Genomic DNA, 16,700 nt, shown 5'->3' with positions numbered 1-16,700 from the left:
GGCATGTCCGGCAGCGGCTACCTATCTTGGGCGAAACGATTATTGCGGGGCGACAATTTGGTCATCTCATCCCTGGCAGACAGTCTTGTGCGCGGCGTCGAATCCATCGGCGACAGCGTGTCCGAGACGTTTTTCGAGCCTGTCATCCGTCTGGGCGTCACCGGTCTGGCGCGCTCCGGCAAGACGGTTTTCATCACGTCGCTGGTGGCAAACCTGCTGGACCGGGGCCGCATGAGCGGCCTTGTCGCGCAGCAAGAGGGGCGCATCAACGCGGCCTACTTGCAACCGCAGCCAGACGACACGGTCCCTCGGTTCGACTACGAATCTCACCTCTCCGACCTCACAGGCCCACAAACGCACTGGCCCGAAAGCACACGCGCCGTGTCCGAGCTGCGCCTATCGTTCAAGGCGCGACCGGCCGGATTGCTGGCAGGGCTTCAGGGACCGCGCACCGTTCATCTGGACATCGTGGACTATCCCGGCGAGTGGCTTCTGGACCTCGCGCTGCTGGACAAATCCTACGCGGACTGGTCGCAGGAGACGCTGTCGCGCATCGAAAACCGTCCCGAGGCGGCCGAGTTTCTGGCGCAAGCCCGTGTCACCGATCTGACAGCGGAACATGATGAGCCTATCGCGCAAGCTCTGGCCGCTGCGTTCGCGACCTATCTGAACACCGCGCGGGATGCTGGTTTCTACGACTGCACGCCGGGTCGTTTTTTGTTGCCGGGCGATCTGGCAGGCTCTCCGGTTCTGACTTTTGCGCCTTTGCCAGTCTCCGACCCCTCGCGCCGTCGCACCCTGCAGCGCGAGATGGAGCGGCGCTACGAGGCTTATAAGTCCCAAGTGGTGAAGCCCTTCTTCCGCGATCATTTCTCACGCATCGACCGTCAGGTTGTGCTGGTCGATGCGTTGGGCGCAATCCACAAAGGCCCGCAAGCGGTCGAGGATATGCGCCGCGCCATGGGCGATATCCTCTCGGCCTTCCGTCCGGGGCGCAACGCGTGGCTCAGCCAGTTGTTGCTGGGCAAACGGGTTGAACGCATTCTGTTTGCGGCCACCAAAGCCGACCACCTGCACCACACGCAACACCCGCGCCTGACCGCGATCATGGAGGCACTGACCCGTGAGGCGCGGGATCGGGCGAGCTTCGCTGGCGCTGAAACGGCGGCCCTGTCGCTGGCCTCTCTGCGCGCGACGACGGAAGAGATGCGCAGCCATAACGGAACCGAGCTGCCCTGCGTTCGGGGCACCTTGCTGGACAGTGGCAAACAAGCCGCCTTCTACCCCGGAGAGCTGCCGGATGATCCATCCCATCTGCTCGGCCCGGCCCGGAACGGGGCCGAGGCTTGGCTTGGCGATGACTATGGTTTCATGTCCTTCGCTCCGGCCCAGTTGACGCTGCGCGCGGGCGACGGTCCGCCGCATATCCGGCTGGACAGGGCCGCGCAGTTTCTGATCGGAGACCGGCTGTGACCGTTACCATCCGCCCCGCCCGCAGCACCGATGCCGGTGCAACCGGAGAGATCTTGCACGGGTTTTCGCGCGAGAATGACTGGATGCCCGATCTCCACAGCGGCGCCGAAACCATCGCATTTTGCGGCCGTATGATTGATCAAAGCTGGGTTACCGTTGCCGAGGTTTCGGACTCAGTGGTTGGATTTTTGGCCCTGAACGGAACGGATGTACATTCACTGTATTTAACGCCTGCTGCGCGCGGGCAGGGGATCGGCAAGCGGTTGCTCGATCATGCGAAGGCGCAGCACTCGCGGCTGACGCTGTTTGCATTTCAGGCCAACACCGGCGCGTGCAGGTTCTATGAACGCAACGGCTTTGCCGAGGTCGCCCGAAGCGACGGGGCGGACAACGATGAAAACCTGCCTGACATCAAATATGTCTGGCGTAGTGAAGGGGCAGCGAATGGCTAAAGGCCCGGTTCTGATCGATCTCGAAGCAGACGAACCCGCCGCTGACGTGGCCAAGGCCCCTCCGGTGCCCGATCTGGCGGTACCTCAAAGGCAGGCCATGCAAAGCGCGGCGCGATTTGCCGCCCGCAAACCCTCGGCCTTGGCGCGTTGGTTCTGGGGGTTGGCGCTGGCGGTAGTCGGGGCTGCAATTTCGGTCGCCGCATGGGATTTCGCGACCTCGCTGATTGCACGCGCGCCCATTCTGGGCTGGGTTGTCACCGGTTTGATCGGAGCTTTGGTCCTTGTTGCGCTGATCATCGCCGTCCGGGAACTGGCTGCAATTGGCCGCCTGTCCCGCGTTGACGGATTGCGCCGCGCAGCGGATGAGGCCTTGGCGGATGCCGATCTGACCAAAGCGCGGGCGGTCACAACCCGCTTGATTGCATTCTACAAGGGCCGGGATGAGACCAAATGGGGCCGTGATCGGCTGTCCGAACGTATGTCAGAACAATTCGACGCCTCTGGCCTGCTGACCTTGGCCGAGGATGAACTGCTGGCCCCCTTGGACGCCGCCGCCAGTCGCGAGGTTGAGGCAGCAGCCCGGCAGGTGGCCACGGTCACGGCCTTGGTGCCCCTGGCCCTTGCGGATGTGGTCACGGCCCTTGCGGCCTCGTTGCGAATGATCCGGCGGGTGGCCGAGATTTATGGTGGGCGGGCCGGGTTTCTGGGAAGCTGGCGCCTGACGCGCGCCGTTTTCGTGCATCTCGTGGCGACCGGTGCGGTGGCCGTCGGCGACGATCTGCTGGAGCCTGTTCTGGGTGGATCGGTCCTCAGTAAACTGTCGCGACGCTTTGGCGAAGGGTTGGTGAACGGTGCCCTCAGCGCCCGAGTCGGAGTGGCCGCGATGGAGGTGTGTCGACCTTTGCCTTTCTCGGATCGTCACAAGCCGTCGGTCCGAACGATGATCAAAAGGGCGTTGCAGGGGCTGTTCAGTAAGACTTGATCTGACGCAAAGCGGTATGGCACGCCATTCGTCACAGTGAATGTGACAGAAAGCGAGCCATGACAGATCACGGTCACAGCCAGCAGGAAATCGAACAGAGAATTAGCGACCCGCCCGGGCGGGGCGTTTTGCGTGACATCGTGTACGGAGGCATCGACGGGTCGGTCACCACATTCGCGATCGTTGCTGGTGTTGCAGGTGCTGGGTTGTCCTCGTTCGTAATTGTCGCTCTGGGCTTGGCAAATGTGTTGGCCGACGGGTTTTCAATGGCAGTCGGCAACTATTCAGGCACCAAGGCCGAACTGGACAATATTAAACGCATTCGAGCCATCGAACAGCGTCATATCGCGCTCTACCCAGATGGCGAACGCGATGAGGTGCGCGAGATCCTTGCGCAGAAAGGTTTGTCTGGGCAGGTGCTGGAGGATGCGACAGAGGCTATCACCGCGGACCGCGAAAACTGGATCAACCTGATGATTGAGGGCGAATACGGGCTTGGCAGCGTAGATCCTCATCCGGTGAAGGCTGCGATGGCCACGTTTCTGGCCTTTCTTGTGGCCGGAATGGTTCCTTTGCTGCCGTTTCTGCTGGCTCTGGACAACGCTTTAACTGTCTCCGTCTGCATGACCATGGGGGTGTTTTTCGCCATCGGAGCGCTGAAAAGCCGGTGGTCGCTGACCCCGTGGTGGCGCTCGGGGCTTGAGACGTTTGCCATCGGCGGTGCGGCGGCTATGATTGCCTATTTCGTGGGGTCGTTGTTTCACCCTTAGCCCGATGATGTAGCGCCATTCGTCGCATGGGTCGGAGCCTCTGGACCATCGGGCATGGGCGGCTTATAAGCGCCCCCATGTATGACCGGATGGCCATCATTATTCGAATTATATCCCCGGCGCTCTGACCCTCTGAGACGCCGGGCAAAGGTGTTTGAGACTTCGCACCGACCGCTTCGATCCTAGTACGACCAGATCATCCAAAGGACGCCCCAAATGTGCGCCGACACGATCCAGACACCTGACTACAAAGACACGCTGAACCTGCCCAAGACTGAATTCCCCATGCGCGCCGGATTGCCCAAGCGCGAACCCGCATGGCTGGAGCGTTGGGAAAAGATCGGCGTCTACGACCGCCTGCGCGAGAAAGAAGGCCGTAAGCCTTTCACCCTGCATGACGGCCCACCCTACGCGAACGGTCACCTGCATATCGGCCACGCGCTGAACAAGACGATCAAGGACATGATCGTGCGATCGCATCAGATGATGGGTTTCGACGCGCGCTATGTGCCCGGTTGGGACTGCCACGGTCTGCCCATCGAATGGAAGATCGAAGAGCAGTACCGCAAGAAGGGTAAGAACAAGGACGAGGTGAACATCGTCGACTTCCGTCAGGAGTGCCGCAAGTTCGCTGAAGGCTGGATCGACATCCAGCGCGAAGAGTTCAAGCGCCTGGGCATCACCGGCAACTGGCCGGATCCCTACATCACCATGGACTACCATGCCGAGGCCGTGATTGCGGATGAGTTCATGAAGTTCTTGATGAACGGTACGCTCTATCAGGGCTCAAAACCCGTTATGTGGTCGCCCATCGAGAAGACCGCGCTGGCCGAGGCCGAGGTCGAGTATCACGATAAGGAAAGCTTCACCATCTGGGTGAAGTTCAAGGTCGTGAATGCGGGCGATTTGGATAACGCATTTGTTGTAATCTGGACCACGACCCCCTGGACCATGCCGTCTAACAAGGCGGTCGTCTATGGCAAGGACATCTCATACGGTCTCTACGAAGTCACCGGCGCGCCCGAGGAATGCTGGGCCGCTGCGGGTGACAAATTCCTGCTGGCTGACAATCTGGCCGCCGACGTGCTGGGCCGTGCGCGTCTGAATGACGACCAGTGGACGCGTGTCCGCGATGTGACCGGTGATGAGCTGGCAGGTGTGCAACTGACACACCCGCTGGCCGGGGCCGAAGGCGGCAATGGCGAATGGGATGACATCCGCGACTTCCGCGCCGCTGAGTTCGTGACCGATACCGAAGGGACCGGTTTCGTCCACTGTGCACCGTCGCACGGTATGGAGGAATTTGAGCTCTACCGCGATCTGGGCATGCTCGAGCAGGTCATCACTTATAACGTGATGGACGACGGCTCGTTCCGCGCCGATCTGCCGTTCTTTGGTGGCAAATACATCCTGTCGCGCAAGGGTGGCGAGGGTGACGCGAACAAAGCCGTCATTGACAAGCTGGTCGATGTCGGCGGACTGCTGGCGCGTGGCAAGATCAAGCACAGCTATCCGCATTCGTGGCGCTCGAAAGCGCCGATCATCTATCGCAACACGCCGCAGTGGTTTGCATCCGTTGACCGCAAGCTGGACGACGGCATGGGCGAGATGGGCGACACCATCCGCGAACGCGCCCTGCGATCAATTGATGAACTGGTGAAATGGACGCCGCAGACCGGTCGTAACCGCCTGTATTCGATGATCGAGGCGCGCCCGGATTGGGTTCTGTCGCGTCAGCGCGCCTGGGGTGTGCCGCTGACCTGCTTTACCAAGAAGGGTGCTTTGCCAACCGACGCGGATTACCTGCTGCGCAATGCCGATCTGAACGCGCGCATCAAGGCGGCGTTCGAGAAAGACGGCGCGGATATCTGGTACACCGACGGGTTCAAAGAGAAGATCCTCGACGGCATCGCCAATCCGGATGACTACGATCAGGTCTTCGACGTGTTGGACGTGTGGTTCGACTCTGGGTCCACCCATGCCTTCGTTCTGCGCGACCGTGAGGACGGCACCGAAGATGGCATCGCCGATGTCTACATGGAAGGCACCGACCAGCACCGCGGTTGGTTCCATTCGTCGATGCTGCAGGCCTGCGGCACCAAAGGCCGTGCGCCCTACCGCAACGTGGTGACCCATGGCTTCACGCTGGACGCCAAGGGCAACAAGATGTCCAAATCTCTGGGCAACACCATCGTGCCGGAAGAGGTCGTCAAGCAATACGGCGCCGATATCCTGCGTCTGTGGGTCGCTCAGACCGACTACACCGCCGACCAGCGGATCGGGCCGGAAATCCTGAAGGGCACCGCCGACAGCTACCGCCGTCTGCGCAACACCATGCGGTTCATGCTGGGATCTTTGGCTGACTTCACCGAGGCCGACCGGGTCGCCCCAGAGGATATGCCGCGTCTGGAGCGTTGGGTCCTCAGCCGCCTGGCCGATCTGGATGAGCAGGTCCGCAAAGGCTATTCAGAGTTCGATTTCCAGGGCGTGTTCAGCGCGGTCTTCACCTTTGCTACGGTTGATTTGTCATCCTTCTACTTCGACGTCCGCAAGGACGCGCTGTATTGCGACGGCGATAGCCTGCGCCGCCGTGCGGCCCGTACCGTTCTGGATATCCTGTTCCACCGCCTGACCACATGGCTGGCGCCGGTTCTGGTCTTCACCATGGAAGAGGTCTGGTTGGAGCGGTTCCCAGGCGACGACAGCTCGGTCCATCTGGTAGATTTCCCGGAGACACCGGCGGATTGGCGTGATGCCGAGTTGGAAGAAGCCGTTGCAAAGGTTCGTCGCGTACGCCGCGCCGTGACCGCAGCGCTAGAGGTTCAGCGTCAGGACAAGGTGATCGGATCCAGCCTTGAGGCCGCTCCGATCGTGCATGTCGAAGATCAGGATACTATTGCGCTGTTGGCGAGTTTTGATGTGGACGATCTTTGCATCACGTCGGGCTTGACGGTCTCCAAGAACCCGGCCCCGGCCGAAGCCTTCCGCGTGCCCGAGATTGAGGGCGTCGGTGTGGTTTTTGAGAAGGCGGAAGGCGACAAATGCCAACGCTGCTGGAAGATTCTGCCCGACGTGGGACGGCATAGTCATGCGGGCGTCTGTGGGCGCTGTGATGAAGCACTGAGCTGAATTACCTACTTGAGTGCGGTGGGCGGAGTCTTTTTGCGAGGCTCTGCCTCGCGCTCCGAGGTATTTTTGAACAGAAGAAGAGGTGGGCGCGGCGCGATAAGGGTTGCGCTTTGCCTGCAAAGACTGGCAGCCTTCGGTCATGCCGATGATTGCAGTACAGACCCAGTTTGGGTGTCTTGGGGTTGAGGAACAGGACGGGGCGATTACGCGTCTTGTCTGGGACGGCGTGAGCGACGGGCCCGAGACACCTTTGTTGCGTGAAGCGGCGGCACAGTTGAAGGCCTATGATGACGGGCGGCTTGAGCGGTTTGATCTGCCCTATCATATCTCGGGGTCCGAGTTTCAGCGGCAGGTCTGTGATTTGATGTATGCGATCCCGCTCGGCGAAACCCGCACTTATGGGGATATCGCAAAGGAACTGGGCCAGCCGCCTCAGCCGGTGGGGCAGGCCTGTGGGGCGAATCCGATCCCTGTCATCATTCCGTGCCATCGTGTTCTTGCGGCCAATGGGTTAGGCGGGTTCTCGGGCGATGGCGGCGTTGAGACCAAAGTGGCCCTTTTGCTGCACGAAAAGGCGGCGGGTCTGTTGATCTGATCGGTGAAAACCTGTTGCATTCCAACGTCTCGAGCCTCACCTTGTTTCAAAAGGAGAGTTCGAAGGATCCCATTGAATGACCGACCAAGCAGAACGCGCCGCAGAAAAGAAAGCCATTATTGACCGTCTGATGTCTCTGGAGGCGCAGGAACTGGCCACGGCCCAGGCGCATTACGACGCCTTTTTGAAAGATGCCCAACTGGATGACCGAGAAGGGCATGACAAGGATGATATCGCCGCGTCGCGCGAGAATGCGGACCTTGCTGCGGCGTTTGACGCGCCGGTGCATGCGCATCATGCCAAGATCGACGTGATCGAGAACACCAATTTCGGTATCACCGATACCGTTCAGCCTGGCGCGGTCATCAAGTTCAACAATCGCCGTTTTGTTGTCTGCGTCTCGACCACTCGGTTCGACGTGGACGGCAAGACCTATATGGGTATCTCAACCCAGAGCCCGATTTATCTGGCCATGATTGGCCTGCAAGCGGGCGACGTCTTCACCCATAACGGGACTGAGTTTGAGGTTCAGGACGTTTTGTAATCCGCGCTTTTGCGTTGCGGAATGATCTGCTGCGCAATGCCTGCGAAAACCAGATACAGGCTGGTCACAACCAGCCCCCAATGCGCCCAGCTTTCCGGGTGGAAATCAACCCAGGCCGCCCATCCTGCAAAGAAGGTCCAGGCCAGTGCCATGGGCAGGGTCACGTTGCGCCAGCGTTCGGTGCGGACGGGGTGGACGAATTTCAGGGGCAGAAACATTGCGACGGCCAGAAGGGTTACCAGAATGAGGCTGACCCAAAAGTTCGGTTCGAGCGCGAAGATCACGATGACGAACATGTTCCAGCATCCGGGGAAGCCGGAGAATGAGTTATCCTTGGTCTTCATCCGTGTGTCGGCAAAGTACATGGCGCTGGCGAATGTGATGACGATGATCGCAAACCATCCGGTCCAGCCATCCATCAAGCCGGATTTGAACAGCGCATAGGCTGGTATGAACACATAGGTCAGGTAGTCGATGATCAGGTCCAACAGGACACCATCAAACTCGGGCGCGTTCTTCTTGACGTGATAGTGGCGGGCCAAGGGGCCGTCGATGCCGTCGACGATGAAGGACACAACAAGCCACAGATACATCAGGCTCCATTTTTCATCCACGGCCGCCAGCATGGCGAGCATGGCGAAAACGGCTCCGGTTGCGGTGAAAAGATGAACGGCAAGCGCTTTGAATCTAAGTGTCATGCCCGTGTCATGAAGGATGTGGGGGGCAGATGCAAAGCAAAAAGACAGTTTGGTTGCAAGGACATTGAGGATGCCGTGCTTTTGAACCTCAGGCCTTTGGGTGGGCGCGGTTGTACACCTCCATCAGCCGGGCAGTATCGACGGCCGTGTAGGTTTGGGTGGTGGATAGAGAGGCGTGGCCCAGAAGCTCTTGAATAGCGCGCAGATCCCCACCGGCTGAGAGCAGATGCGTGGCAAAACTATGCCGCATGGCATGAGGCGTTGCGGTCGCGGGTAGGCCGAGCTGCATGCGGGCCTTCGACATAACCTCTTGGATCGCGCGGGGATTGAGCGCTCCACCCCGGACACCGCGAAATAGGGCAAGGTTGTCTGATTTCGGGTGCGGGCAGAGTTGGAGATAGTGGTCCACCGCGTCGCGGGCGGCAGGAAGGACAGGGACGATCCTCTCTTTGTCGCCTTTGCCTGTAATGCGCAGGGTTGCCGGCAGGGGGGCATCTGCACCGGTCAGTGACAGCGCCTCGGAAATGCGCAACCCGCAACCGTAGAGCAGCGTCACAACAGCCACGTCACGGGCTGAGACCCAGTCATTGCTGGATTGCAACTCAACCGTTTCAATCATGGCGCGAGCTGCGTCCTCGGCCAGAGGGCGGGGGAGCTTTTTGGTGAATTTCGGCGCGCGGGTTGAAAGGACGGCAGTTGGCTCGAACCCTTCACGCTCGGCCAGCCAGCGGTAAAAGCTTTTGACGGCTGATAGTTTTCGGGCCAGAGAGCGCGCGCCCACACCGCTCTGGCGCTGATCGGCCATCCATGCGCGCATGTCCGAAACTGTGATGCGTTCGAGCGCGGCGATGCCCTGGCGGTCTCCATGGTGGAGGGTCATGAAGGAGAGGAAATCAGTGACATCCCCGCGATATGCGGTTTGGGTGTTCTGAGACCGTCCCGCCAGTGCGCCCAGGCTCTCCAACCAGTGTTGGAGGGCGTCTCGGCAAGCTGGCGAAATCAGGCTCACGACAACCAGTGGCGCATTGAGCGTTCGAACACGCCAGCAAAAAACGACAGTAGATCGGTGCCAAGTTGCGGCGTGAAGTGCCTCGGGTCCAAGGCCCCCATGACAATCAGACCGGGCAGGCGACCGGACCCGAGATCTAGCTTCAGGCAAGCTTCGGACCTGAGTTGAGCGGCAAGAGTGCCGAATACGCGTTGGTTCGGCTTCTGGATTTCGCGCAATATGACGTCGCGTGCAGGACCGCTGCGGTCATAGGTGAGGTATTGGTCGACAAAGCCCGGTTCGACAACGGTCAGCGTGCCCCCCAGCTTGTCGATCGCGGGGTCGTCCATAAGGGCGGTGGTTTCCAACACCAATGTGATGCGTTGGACCCGCAGGATTTCGGCGACATCCTGGCCAAGCACGCGCAGGAAGTCTTCGAACTCAACCGGTTCCAGAAGACGCAGAATGGCGCGGTGGACTTGGTTGGTCCCGGCCAGGTTTTCATAGGCTGCGGCGATGACAGACCGATGCGTGTCTTCCAAGCGGTCCAGTCTGGCCTCGAGCCGTTGCATGGCGATGCCGCGCAGGTCGATGACGTTGTCGCCTCGGGCCTGTTCATTGGCATCCACTAGTGCCTGCATCAAATCTTTATCATCCAGCAAAGCATCAGGCTTGGCCAGAATCGCGGCTCGGAGGTTGTCCTCGAGTTTTGGGTTGCTGCTCATATCCCGTCCGGTCGTTTTTTGTTTTGGCGGCTTATAGCACGGCCAACCGGAATTACCTTGGGAAAAATGCACGTCAGGGTGGATTTCGTTTTGCGCTGTGTCCGGAGCGCTCCCGCCTGTTTGGCGCTGATCTGAGATCAGCCCCGCACAGTTGGGCCGGGCGCGGTGCCTGTCGGCGCCGCGCGGTCGTGCAAAGGGTCAGAGGATTTTCTGACCGGTTTTGGCCCAGTCTGCCAGGAAGGTCTCAAGGCCTTTGTCAGTCAGCGGGTGGTCGGCCAGTTTCTTAATGACGGCGGGCGGTGCGGTGATCACGTCGGCACCAATGCGCGCGCTGTCGGTCACGTGGTTCACGGTACGGATCGAGGCGGCGAGGATTTCGGTCTCGAACCCGTAGTTGTCATAGACCTGACGGATATCGGCGATCAGATCCATGCCGTCGAGGTTGATGTCATCAAGACGACCAATGAAGGGTGAAATGAAGGTCGCGCCTGCTTTTGCAGCAAGCAGCGCCTGGTTGGTCGAGAAGCACAGGGTAACGTTGACCATCTGGCCTTCGTCGCTGAGCGTTTTGCAGGTTTTAAGACCGGCCCATGTCAACGGTACTTTGACCGCGATGTTTGGCGCGATCTTGGCCAGCTTGCGGCCTTCCGCGATCATGTCGTCGGCCTCGGTGGCGACAACTTCGGCGGACACGGGGCCGTCGACCAGATCACAGATCTCTTTGGTGACTTCCAGAATGTCGCGGCCTGATTTCAGGATCAGCGAAGGGTTGGTGGTGACGCCGTCCACCATGCCCAGGTCGTTCAGTTCGGCAATGGCGTCGATCTCGGCAGTGTCTACGAAGAATTTCATGCGGGCAGTCCTTTGATGGGTTGGCCTTGGTCGCGGATGGCTTTACCTCAAAGAGACCCCTGCTGGAACCCCCTGCATAGGATATACTGTGAGCGCTAACGGATTTTTCGACGAAGGAGAGCTGGTTGCGGTGCTGACAACCCAGCCGCTGGACCGGACGTTGGATTACAAAGCGCCCGAAGGTGGCTGCTTTCTGGGTGCCTTTGTTGAGGTGCCTTTGGGGCCGCGCAAGGTGTTGGGTGTGGTCTGGGGGCCGGGGCAGGGCGGGTTCGATTTGACCAAAGCACGGTCCGTGATCCGGGTGCTTGAAGTTGCGCCCATGCGTGAAGAGATGCGGGTGTTTCTGGGGAAAGTAGCGGACTACACGCTGACGCCGATGCCTGCGATGCTGCGCCTTGCTACCCGCGCGCCGGGCTTGGGGGAACCGCCGTCTATGCGCAAAGTCTACCGGTTGGGTACTTCTGAGCCGGATCGGATGACCGATGCCCGCACAAGGGTGCTTGAGGTGTTGAAAGAGTATGGTGGGCTGGCCTTCACCCTGAAGGAACTGGCCGAGCAGGCCGGGGTAACTACTTCTGTCGTCAAAGGGTTGGTCAAACTGGGCGTGGTTCGGGAAGAGGACAGTCCGCGCGATTTACCTTACCCCCATCTCGATCCCGAGCTGCCCGGCAAAGACCTGACCGAGGATCAGGCGGCAGCCGTGGCGCGACTGCAGGCGGGCCAGCGGACCGGCACCTACGGCACAACGCTGCTAAAAGGCGTGACAGGTTCGGGCAAGACCGAGGTCTACCTGGAGGCCGTCGCCGAAGCACTGCGCATGGGACGCCAGGCGCTGGTTCTGCTGCCCGAAATTGCACTGACCGCAGAATTCCTGACCCGCGTCGAGGCCCGGTTTGGTGCCCGCCCAGCCGAGTGGCATTCAGGGGCCACAATGACTGAACGCCGCCGGGTCTGGCGGATGGTCGGGCAGGGCGATGCGCAACTGGTCGTGGGAGCGCGCTCGGCCCTGTTCCTGCCGTTTCGAGATTTGGGTCTAGTTGTGGTCGATGAGGAACACGACACCTCATATAAACAGGAAGACGGCGTGCACTATAGCGCGCGAGACATGGCGGTTCTGCGCTCGGCCATTTGCGGCGGGCGAGTGATTCTGGCTAGCGCGACGCCCTCGTTGGAGAGCTGGGCCAATGCCGAGGCGGGCAAGTATGAGCGGCTGGATCTGACCTCACGCTTCGGGGCGGCGGTGCTGCCCGAGATGAAGCCGATCGACATGCGGGCCGAGCAAATGCAGACCGGGACGTGGATTTCCCCGTCCTTGCGGCAGGCAGTGCGGCAACGGATCGAAAAGGGTGAACAATCACTGCTGTTCATCAACCGCCGGGGCTATGCGCCGGTGACCTTGTGCCGGGCCTGTGGAGAGCAGATCGCCTGCGATCACTGCGACGCGCGGATGGTCGAGCACCGGTTCCTCAAGCGCCTGATGTGCCATCAATGCGGCGAGACCAAACCGATGCCAGATACTTGCCCGTCTTGCGGGGTCGAAGGGAAACTGGCCCCGGTCGGCCCGGGGATCGAACGGCTGGCGGAAGAGGCCGAGGCGACGTTCCCCGAGGCCAAGATCGCAATGCTCAGTTCCGACCTGTTCGGCTCGGCCCGCGCGTTGAAGGCCAAGATCGAAGAAATTGCCAAAGGGGATGCAGATATCGTCATCGGCACGCAGCTTGTGGCCAAGGGGCATAACTTTCCCAAACTAACGCTGGTGGGGGTCATTGATGCCGATCTCAGCCTGCATGGCGCGGATTTGCGCGCGGCAGAGCGGACGTTTCAACTGATGCGACAGGTGGCGGGGCGTGCGGGGCGCGCGGATAAGCCGGGGCAGGCGCTGCTACAGACCTTTCAGCCCGAGCATCCGGTCATCCGGGCCATTCTGTCGGGTGATGAGGAAGGCTTTTGGAAGGCCGAGGCCGCGGGTCGCCAAGCCGCTGGTGTGCCGCCCTATGGGCGCATGGCAGGGATCGTGCTGTCTGGCCCCGAGGTCGCTCCGGTCTTCGATATCGGCAATGCAATGGCGCGCAATGATGCGCCGTTGCGCGAGATTGGCGCTCAGGTCTTTGGTCCAGCGCCTGCGCCGATTGCCCGGATCCGAGGCAGGCATCGCGTGCGCCTTTTGGTCAAGGCCCCCAAGGGCGCGCCCATTCAGGACGCCATCGCCCGCTGGATCGCGCCTCTGCGCCTGAAAGGGGATATCCGCCTGACCGTCGATATCGACCCGCAGAACTTTTACTGACCTCTGCACAGGCGCAGAGCGGATGTGCGCCGGAATCTCTCCTCTCGCCAAAGCGCAAAAATCGGCGTAGAGGGAGTCGCATGTTGAAACCCATGCCACTTTCCGAGGCGCAAAGCCTGCCGTTTTGGCGTCGCCCGATCACGCTGCTGTTTATGATGGCGCTGACCATGCCCATTGCCTTCAATGGGTGGAGCGCGTTGTTGAACAACTTCGTCATCGAAGTGGCGAATTTCGATGGCGCGGATATCGGCTTGCTGCACACGGTGCGGGAAATACCGGGTTTTCTAGCCGTAGGTGTGATCGCTGTGATCATCTTTGTGCGGGAACAGGTTCTGGCCATGATCTCGCTGATGATGCTGGGTGTGGCGACGGCGGTGACTGCATGGTTCCCAAGCCTTGGTGGGCTGCTATTCGTAACGCTTTTTAGCTCGATCGGATTTCACTACTACGAGACGGTCAATCAGTCGCTGCAGTTGCAATGGCTGCCGAAGGACCGCGCGCCGCAGATTCTGGGATGGCTTGTGGCAATGGGCTCGGCGGCCACGGCGGTGGTCTATGGGCTGATCGTCCTGACATGGGACCGGTTCGACCTGTCCTATAACTTCGTCTTCATGATGGCGGGCGGTGCGACGGCGCTGTTGGCTCTGTTCTGCCTGTTGGCCTATCCGCAATTCGACGCGCCGACGCCTCAGACCAAGAAGCTGATCCTGCGCAAACGCTATTGGCTGTATTACGCGCTGCAATTCATGGCAGGCGCGCGCCGTCAGATCTTTGTGGTGTTCGCGGGCTTCATGATGGTTGAGAAATTTGGATTCGAGGTGCACGAACTGACCAGCCTGTATCTGATCAACCTCGTGATCAATATGGCCGCGGCTCCGATGCTGGGCAAAGCGGTGTCCAAATTTGGCGAGCGCCGGACATTGATCTTCGAATATGCCGGACTAGCCATTGTTTTCGCAGCATATGGCGGCATCTACTGGTTTGGGTGGGGCGTGGTTCTGGCGGCGACCCTCTATGTGATCGACCATGTGCTGTTCGCGCTGGCTTTGGCCTTGAAAACCTACTTCCAGAAAATCGCCGATCCCGCCGATATCGCACCGACGGCCGCTGTGGCGTTTACCATCAACCATATCGCGGCGGTGTTCCTTCCCGCGCTGCTTGGGTTGCTTTGGGTGGCCTCACCCGGCGCAGTGTTTGCGCTGGCGGCGGCAATGGCGATGATCTCGCTTGCTCTGTCTCTGTTGATCCCGCGCCATCCTGAGCCGGGCAATGAGACCATCCTGACCAAATACGCGCCGGCACCCGCCGAATAGGCGCAAGAGCTTGACCTTGGCGGGCCCACGCCCTAGGCGCTGTCCTGACCCAGACAGGAGGCCCCTATGCCCACATTCACCGCTCTTACTACGCTGACTGGTAAGAAACCCGCCGAAGGTCTTGGCGAAGCGATGGAGCGTCTGGATCCCGAACCCACTGGCGTTGGCGTTTTCGAGGTCGAAGATGGCTCGGGCCTGTGGGAGGTTGGTGGGTATTTCACCGAAGCCCCCGATGAGACGGCGCTGGCCGTACTGGCCGCGGCCTTTGAGGCCAAGCCCTTTGTGGTATCCGAGCTGCCCGAAACCGATTGGGTTGCCCATGTGCGCCGTGAACTGGCCCCGGTCGAGGCGGGCCGTTTCTTTGTCTATGGCAGCCACGACGCCGACAAGCTGCCCGAAGGTCGGATCCCCCTGTTGATCGAGGCCGCGATGGCCTTTGGCACCGGACACCACGGAACCACTCTGGGCTGCCTGAAGGCGCTGGATCAGTTGCTGGACGAAGGGTTCTCGGCCAGCAAGGTTGCCGATATCGGGTGTGGGACTGCCGTGCTGGCCATGGCGGCTGCGCGTGTCTGGGAAGGCGACATCATCGCCAGTGATATTGATCAGGTTGCCGTCGATGTGGCCGAGGCAAACCTGAAGGCCAATGGCATGTCCGGTCAGGTTCACTGTGTCGAGGCCGCTGGCTTCGATCACCCGGACCTGAACGCGCACGCGCCCTATGATCTGATTTTCGCCAACATCCTGAAGGGTCCGCTGGTCGCTCTGTCACCGGAAATCTCGGCGAATCTGCGGGCTGAGGGCTATGCAATCCTGTCGGGAATCCTGAACGAACAGGCTGATGACGTGGTTCAGGTTTATTCCCAGAATGGCTTCAATCTGCATCATCGAGGTGAGATTGGTGAATGGACGACGCTAATCTTAAGCAAACAGGGCTAAATCAGGGCCATTTACAGGAGTTTTCTAGAGTCGCGCCACGTTTTTGTCGCAATCTATGCTTACCGTTTTCTAATCATTTTGATGGGGGGCGGTTTTGTGGAGGCTGCCATGGCGGGAAAACAACTGGAATTTGATCAGCGCGTTCAGCGTCTGAACAAGAAGCACTCGAAGCTCAGCAAAGGCTATCGCGCGACGATGCGCAAAGATGGTCTGGTGGTGATGAAGCCGCAAAGGGTCCGCTCGGCGGTTCCGGCCAAGGTTCTGCTGTTTACCCTGCTGGCGGTTTTCGCGTTTAAAGCGTTTCTTTTGTCCAGCCTCGGCCCATCAGGGTATCAATACCGCATCGACAGCCTGAAAGAAGGCACCCAAGTCGAACAGGCAGGCGCCTGGATCATGCAGATCGACCCGGTTTCACAGTTCCTCTCGGTTCAGCTCAACAAGGTTCTCTACTAAGCACAAGCTGAAACAGAAAACACCGCGGCCTTTCGGCTCGCGGTGTTTCTTTGCGCCCCTACAGGGAGGAGAAAGGGGCGTATAGTGAGGGGGTCGTCTTACCGGCGGCCTTCGGCGATCACGTCGATGTCGCCGCGGCACAGGCCGATATCATCCAGTTCGCGGTCGCTCAGACCGGTCAGCACGTTGCGTGTTACGCGGGCGTCGTTCCAATCGGCGGCGGCATGTGCAACCGATGTGAAAAATGCGCCGATACGGCCAGCGAGGCCGAATGAGCCAGTGGTGGCGATGCGGGTCGAGTCCAGTGCAGCCATATCCTGTTTCCTTCTGGTTTGTGTGAACATTTGATCTTGCGATCTGAGCGGCATCTAGTGTCGAAGATTTGCCCGCGCAATAGCATTTTTTGCATGTGTCCTATGCAGTTTTTGCAACGCTTGCCGAATCTGTAAGCACTTTAAAAACATGGTTAAAACGGGTTATTGAAAGTGTCGATTTCAGACTTT

The 16,700-nt window shown here is 60.0% G+C and carries 16 protein-coding genes; 11 read left to right on the top strand and 5 right to left on the bottom strand.

What is annotated here, in order from left to right; genetic code table 11:
* Positions 1 to 57: 57 nt before the first annotated feature.
* From ACR3FB_RS12310 to ACR3FB_RS12280, 7 genes are all read left to right on the top strand, one after another.
* The gene (locus tag ACR3FB_RS12310) at positions 58 to 1,473 is read left to right on the top strand and encodes a YcjX family GTP-binding protein (protein WP_480563515.1); all 1,416 of its coding nucleotides are present in this window, start codon (positions 58 to 60) and stop codon (positions 1,471 to 1,473) included.
* A complete protein-coding gene (locus tag ACR3FB_RS12305; protein WP_170640432.1) occupies positions 1,470 to 1,925 on the top strand; it encodes a GNAT family N-acetyltransferase in 456 nt (151 codons plus the stop codon). Before ACR3FB_RS12310 ends, ACR3FB_RS12305 begins: the two co-directional genes overlap by 4 nt.
* Positions 1,918 to 2,907 carry a YcjF family protein gene (locus ACR3FB_RS12300; RefSeq protein ID WP_480563517.1) on the top strand — a complete coding sequence of 330 codons (990 nt, stop codon included), beginning with the start codon at positions 1,918 to 1,920 and terminating at the stop codon, positions 2,905 to 2,907. The genes ACR3FB_RS12305 and ACR3FB_RS12300 overlap by 8 nt, the downstream gene beginning before the upstream one ends.
* 59 nt (positions 2,908 to 2,966) lie before the next feature.
* Complete coding sequence (locus tag ACR3FB_RS12295) at positions 2,967 to 3,677, top strand: VIT1/CCC1 transporter family protein (RefSeq protein WP_480563519.1); 711 nt, start codon at positions 2,967 to 2,969, stop codon at positions 3,675 to 3,677.
* 216 nt (positions 3,678 to 3,893) lie between these two features.
* The gene (gene ileS, locus ACR3FB_RS12290) at positions 3,894 to 6,806 is read left to right on the top strand and encodes an isoleucine--tRNA ligase (RefSeq protein WP_480563522.1); all 2,913 of its coding nucleotides are present in this window, start codon (positions 3,894 to 3,896) and stop codon (positions 6,804 to 6,806) included.
* 139 nt (positions 6,807 to 6,945) lie between these two features.
* Positions 6,946 to 7,401, top strand: a complete 456-nt coding sequence (locus tag ACR3FB_RS12285; RefSeq protein WP_425083991.1) for a methylated-DNA--[protein]-cysteine S-methyltransferase — start codon at positions 6,946 to 6,948, stop codon at positions 7,399 to 7,401.
* Positions 7,402 to 7,477: 76 nt separating this feature from the next.
* Positions 7,478 to 7,945, top strand: a complete 468-nt coding sequence (locus ACR3FB_RS12280; RefSeq protein WP_170377775.1) for a hypothetical protein — start codon at positions 7,478 to 7,480, stop codon at positions 7,943 to 7,945.
* Here the strand turns inward: ACR3FB_RS12280 and ACR3FB_RS12275 are convergent.
* The 4 genes from ACR3FB_RS12275 to fsa all read right to left on the bottom strand — a co-directional run bounded on the left by ACR3FB_RS12275 (position 7,930) and on the right by fsa (position 11,208).
* Positions 7,930 to 8,643 (bottom strand): CDP-alcohol phosphatidyltransferase family protein, encoded by a 714-nt coding sequence (locus tag ACR3FB_RS12275; RefSeq protein WP_425083888.1) that lies wholly within the window; start codon positions 8,641 to 8,643, stop codon positions 7,930 to 7,932. The genes ACR3FB_RS12280 and ACR3FB_RS12275 overlap by 16 nt on opposite strands.
* A gap of 88 nt (positions 8,644 to 8,731) precedes the next feature.
* Positions 8,732 to 9,652, bottom strand: coding sequence for a tyrosine recombinase XerC (locus tag ACR3FB_RS12270; RefSeq protein WP_425083887.1), 921 nt, complete (start codon positions 9,650 to 9,652; stop codon positions 8,732 to 8,734).
* On the bottom strand, positions 9,649 to 10,356 hold the full coding sequence (locus tag ACR3FB_RS12265) for a DUF484 family protein (RefSeq protein ID WP_480563525.1): 708 nt from the start codon (positions 10,354 to 10,356) through the stop codon (positions 9,649 to 9,651). Before ACR3FB_RS12265 ends, ACR3FB_RS12270 begins: the two co-directional genes overlap by 4 nt.
* A gap of 198 nt (positions 10,357 to 10,554) precedes the next feature.
* Entirely contained in the window at positions 10,555 to 11,208 is a 654-nt protein-coding gene (gene fsa, locus ACR3FB_RS12260) for a fructose-6-phosphate aldolase (RefSeq protein ID WP_050603155.1), read from the bottom strand.
* Positions 11,209 to 11,296: 88 nt separating this feature from the next.
* Between fsa and ACR3FB_RS12255 the strand changes: the two genes are divergently transcribed.
* The 4 genes from ACR3FB_RS12255 to ACR3FB_RS12240 all read left to right on the top strand — a co-directional run bounded on the left by ACR3FB_RS12255 (position 11,297) and on the right by ACR3FB_RS12240 (position 16,197).
* The gene (locus ACR3FB_RS12255; RefSeq protein WP_480563527.1) at positions 11,297 to 13,492 is read left to right on the top strand and encodes a primosomal protein N'; all 2,196 of its coding nucleotides are present in this window, start codon (positions 11,297 to 11,299) and stop codon (positions 13,490 to 13,492) included.
* An 80-nt stretch (positions 13,493 to 13,572) separates the two neighbouring features.
* Positions 13,573 to 14,805, top strand: coding sequence for an MFS transporter (locus ACR3FB_RS12250; RefSeq protein ID WP_170477551.1), 1,233 nt, complete (start codon positions 13,573 to 13,575; stop codon positions 14,803 to 14,805).
* 66 nt (positions 14,806 to 14,871) lie between these two features.
* Positions 14,872 to 15,744: a 50S ribosomal protein L11 methyltransferase gene (locus ACR3FB_RS12245; RefSeq protein WP_480563529.1), complete on the top strand. Its 873-nt coding sequence runs from the start codon at positions 14,872 to 14,874 to the stop codon at positions 15,742 to 15,744.
* 108 nt (positions 15,745 to 15,852) lie between these two features.
* Positions 15,853 to 16,197 (top strand): hypothetical protein, encoded by a 345-nt coding sequence (locus ACR3FB_RS12240; RefSeq protein WP_170377788.1) that lies wholly within the window; start codon positions 15,853 to 15,855, stop codon positions 16,195 to 16,197.
* Between the two features lie 98 nt (positions 16,198 to 16,295).
* Here ACR3FB_RS12240 and ACR3FB_RS12235 read toward each other — a convergent pair whose 3' ends face one another.
* Positions 16,296 to 16,511 (bottom strand): DUF1127 domain-containing protein, encoded by a 216-nt coding sequence (locus tag ACR3FB_RS12235; protein ID WP_170639298.1) that lies wholly within the window; start codon positions 16,509 to 16,511, stop codon positions 16,296 to 16,298.
* Positions 16,512 to 16,700: the final 189 nt, after the last annotated feature.

It is taken from the genome of Ruegeria sp. AO1 (assembly GCF_056535985.1).
The sequence above is the reverse complement of the archived record's forward strand: the minus strand, read 5'-3'. Positions and strand labels throughout refer to the sequence as shown.

What these genes read in the sequence shown, in the direction of transcription:
- fsa (WP_050603155.1), bottom strand. Translation starts at nt 11,208, where the DNA reads ATGAAATTCTTCGTAGACACTGCCGAGATCGACGCCATTGCCGAACTG.
- ACR3FB_RS12285 (WP_425083991.1), top strand. Translation starts at nt 6,946, where the DNA reads ATGCCGATGATTGCAGTACAGACCCAGTTTGGGTGTCTTGGGGTTGAG.
- ACR3FB_RS12240 (WP_170377788.1), top strand. Translation starts at nt 15,853, where the DNA reads ATGGCGGGAAAACAACTGGAATTTGATCAGCGCGTTCAGCGTCTGAAC.
- ACR3FB_RS12300 (WP_480563517.1), top strand. Translation starts at nt 1,918, where the DNA reads ATGGCTAAAGGCCCGGTTCTGATCGATCTCGAAGCAGACGAACCCGCC.
- ACR3FB_RS12235 (WP_170639298.1), bottom strand. Translation starts at nt 16,511, where the DNA reads ATGGCTGCACTGGACTCGACCCGCATCGCCACCACTGGCTCATTCGGC.
- ileS (WP_480563522.1), top strand. Translation starts at nt 3,894, where the DNA reads ATGTGCGCCGACACGATCCAGACACCTGACTACAAAGACACGCTGAAC.
- ACR3FB_RS12295 (WP_480563519.1), top strand. Translation starts at nt 2,967, where the DNA reads ATGACAGATCACGGTCACAGCCAGCAGGAAATCGAACAGAGAATTAGC.
- ACR3FB_RS12265 (WP_480563525.1), bottom strand. Translation starts at nt 10,356, where the DNA reads ATGAGCAGCAACCCAAAACTCGAGGACAACCTCCGAGCCGCGATTCTG.
- ACR3FB_RS12275 (WP_425083888.1), bottom strand. Translation starts at nt 8,643, where the DNA reads ATGACACTTAGATTCAAAGCGCTTGCCGTTCATCTTTTCACCGCAACC.
- ACR3FB_RS12245 (WP_480563529.1), top strand. Translation starts at nt 14,872, where the DNA reads ATGCCCACATTCACCGCTCTTACTACGCTGACTGGTAAGAAACCCGCC.
- ACR3FB_RS12280 (WP_170377775.1), top strand. Translation starts at nt 7,478, where the DNA reads ATGACCGACCAAGCAGAACGCGCCGCAGAAAAGAAAGCCATTATTGAC.
- ACR3FB_RS12250 (WP_170477551.1), top strand. Translation starts at nt 13,573, where the DNA reads ATGTTGAAACCCATGCCACTTTCCGAGGCGCAAAGCCTGCCGTTTTGG.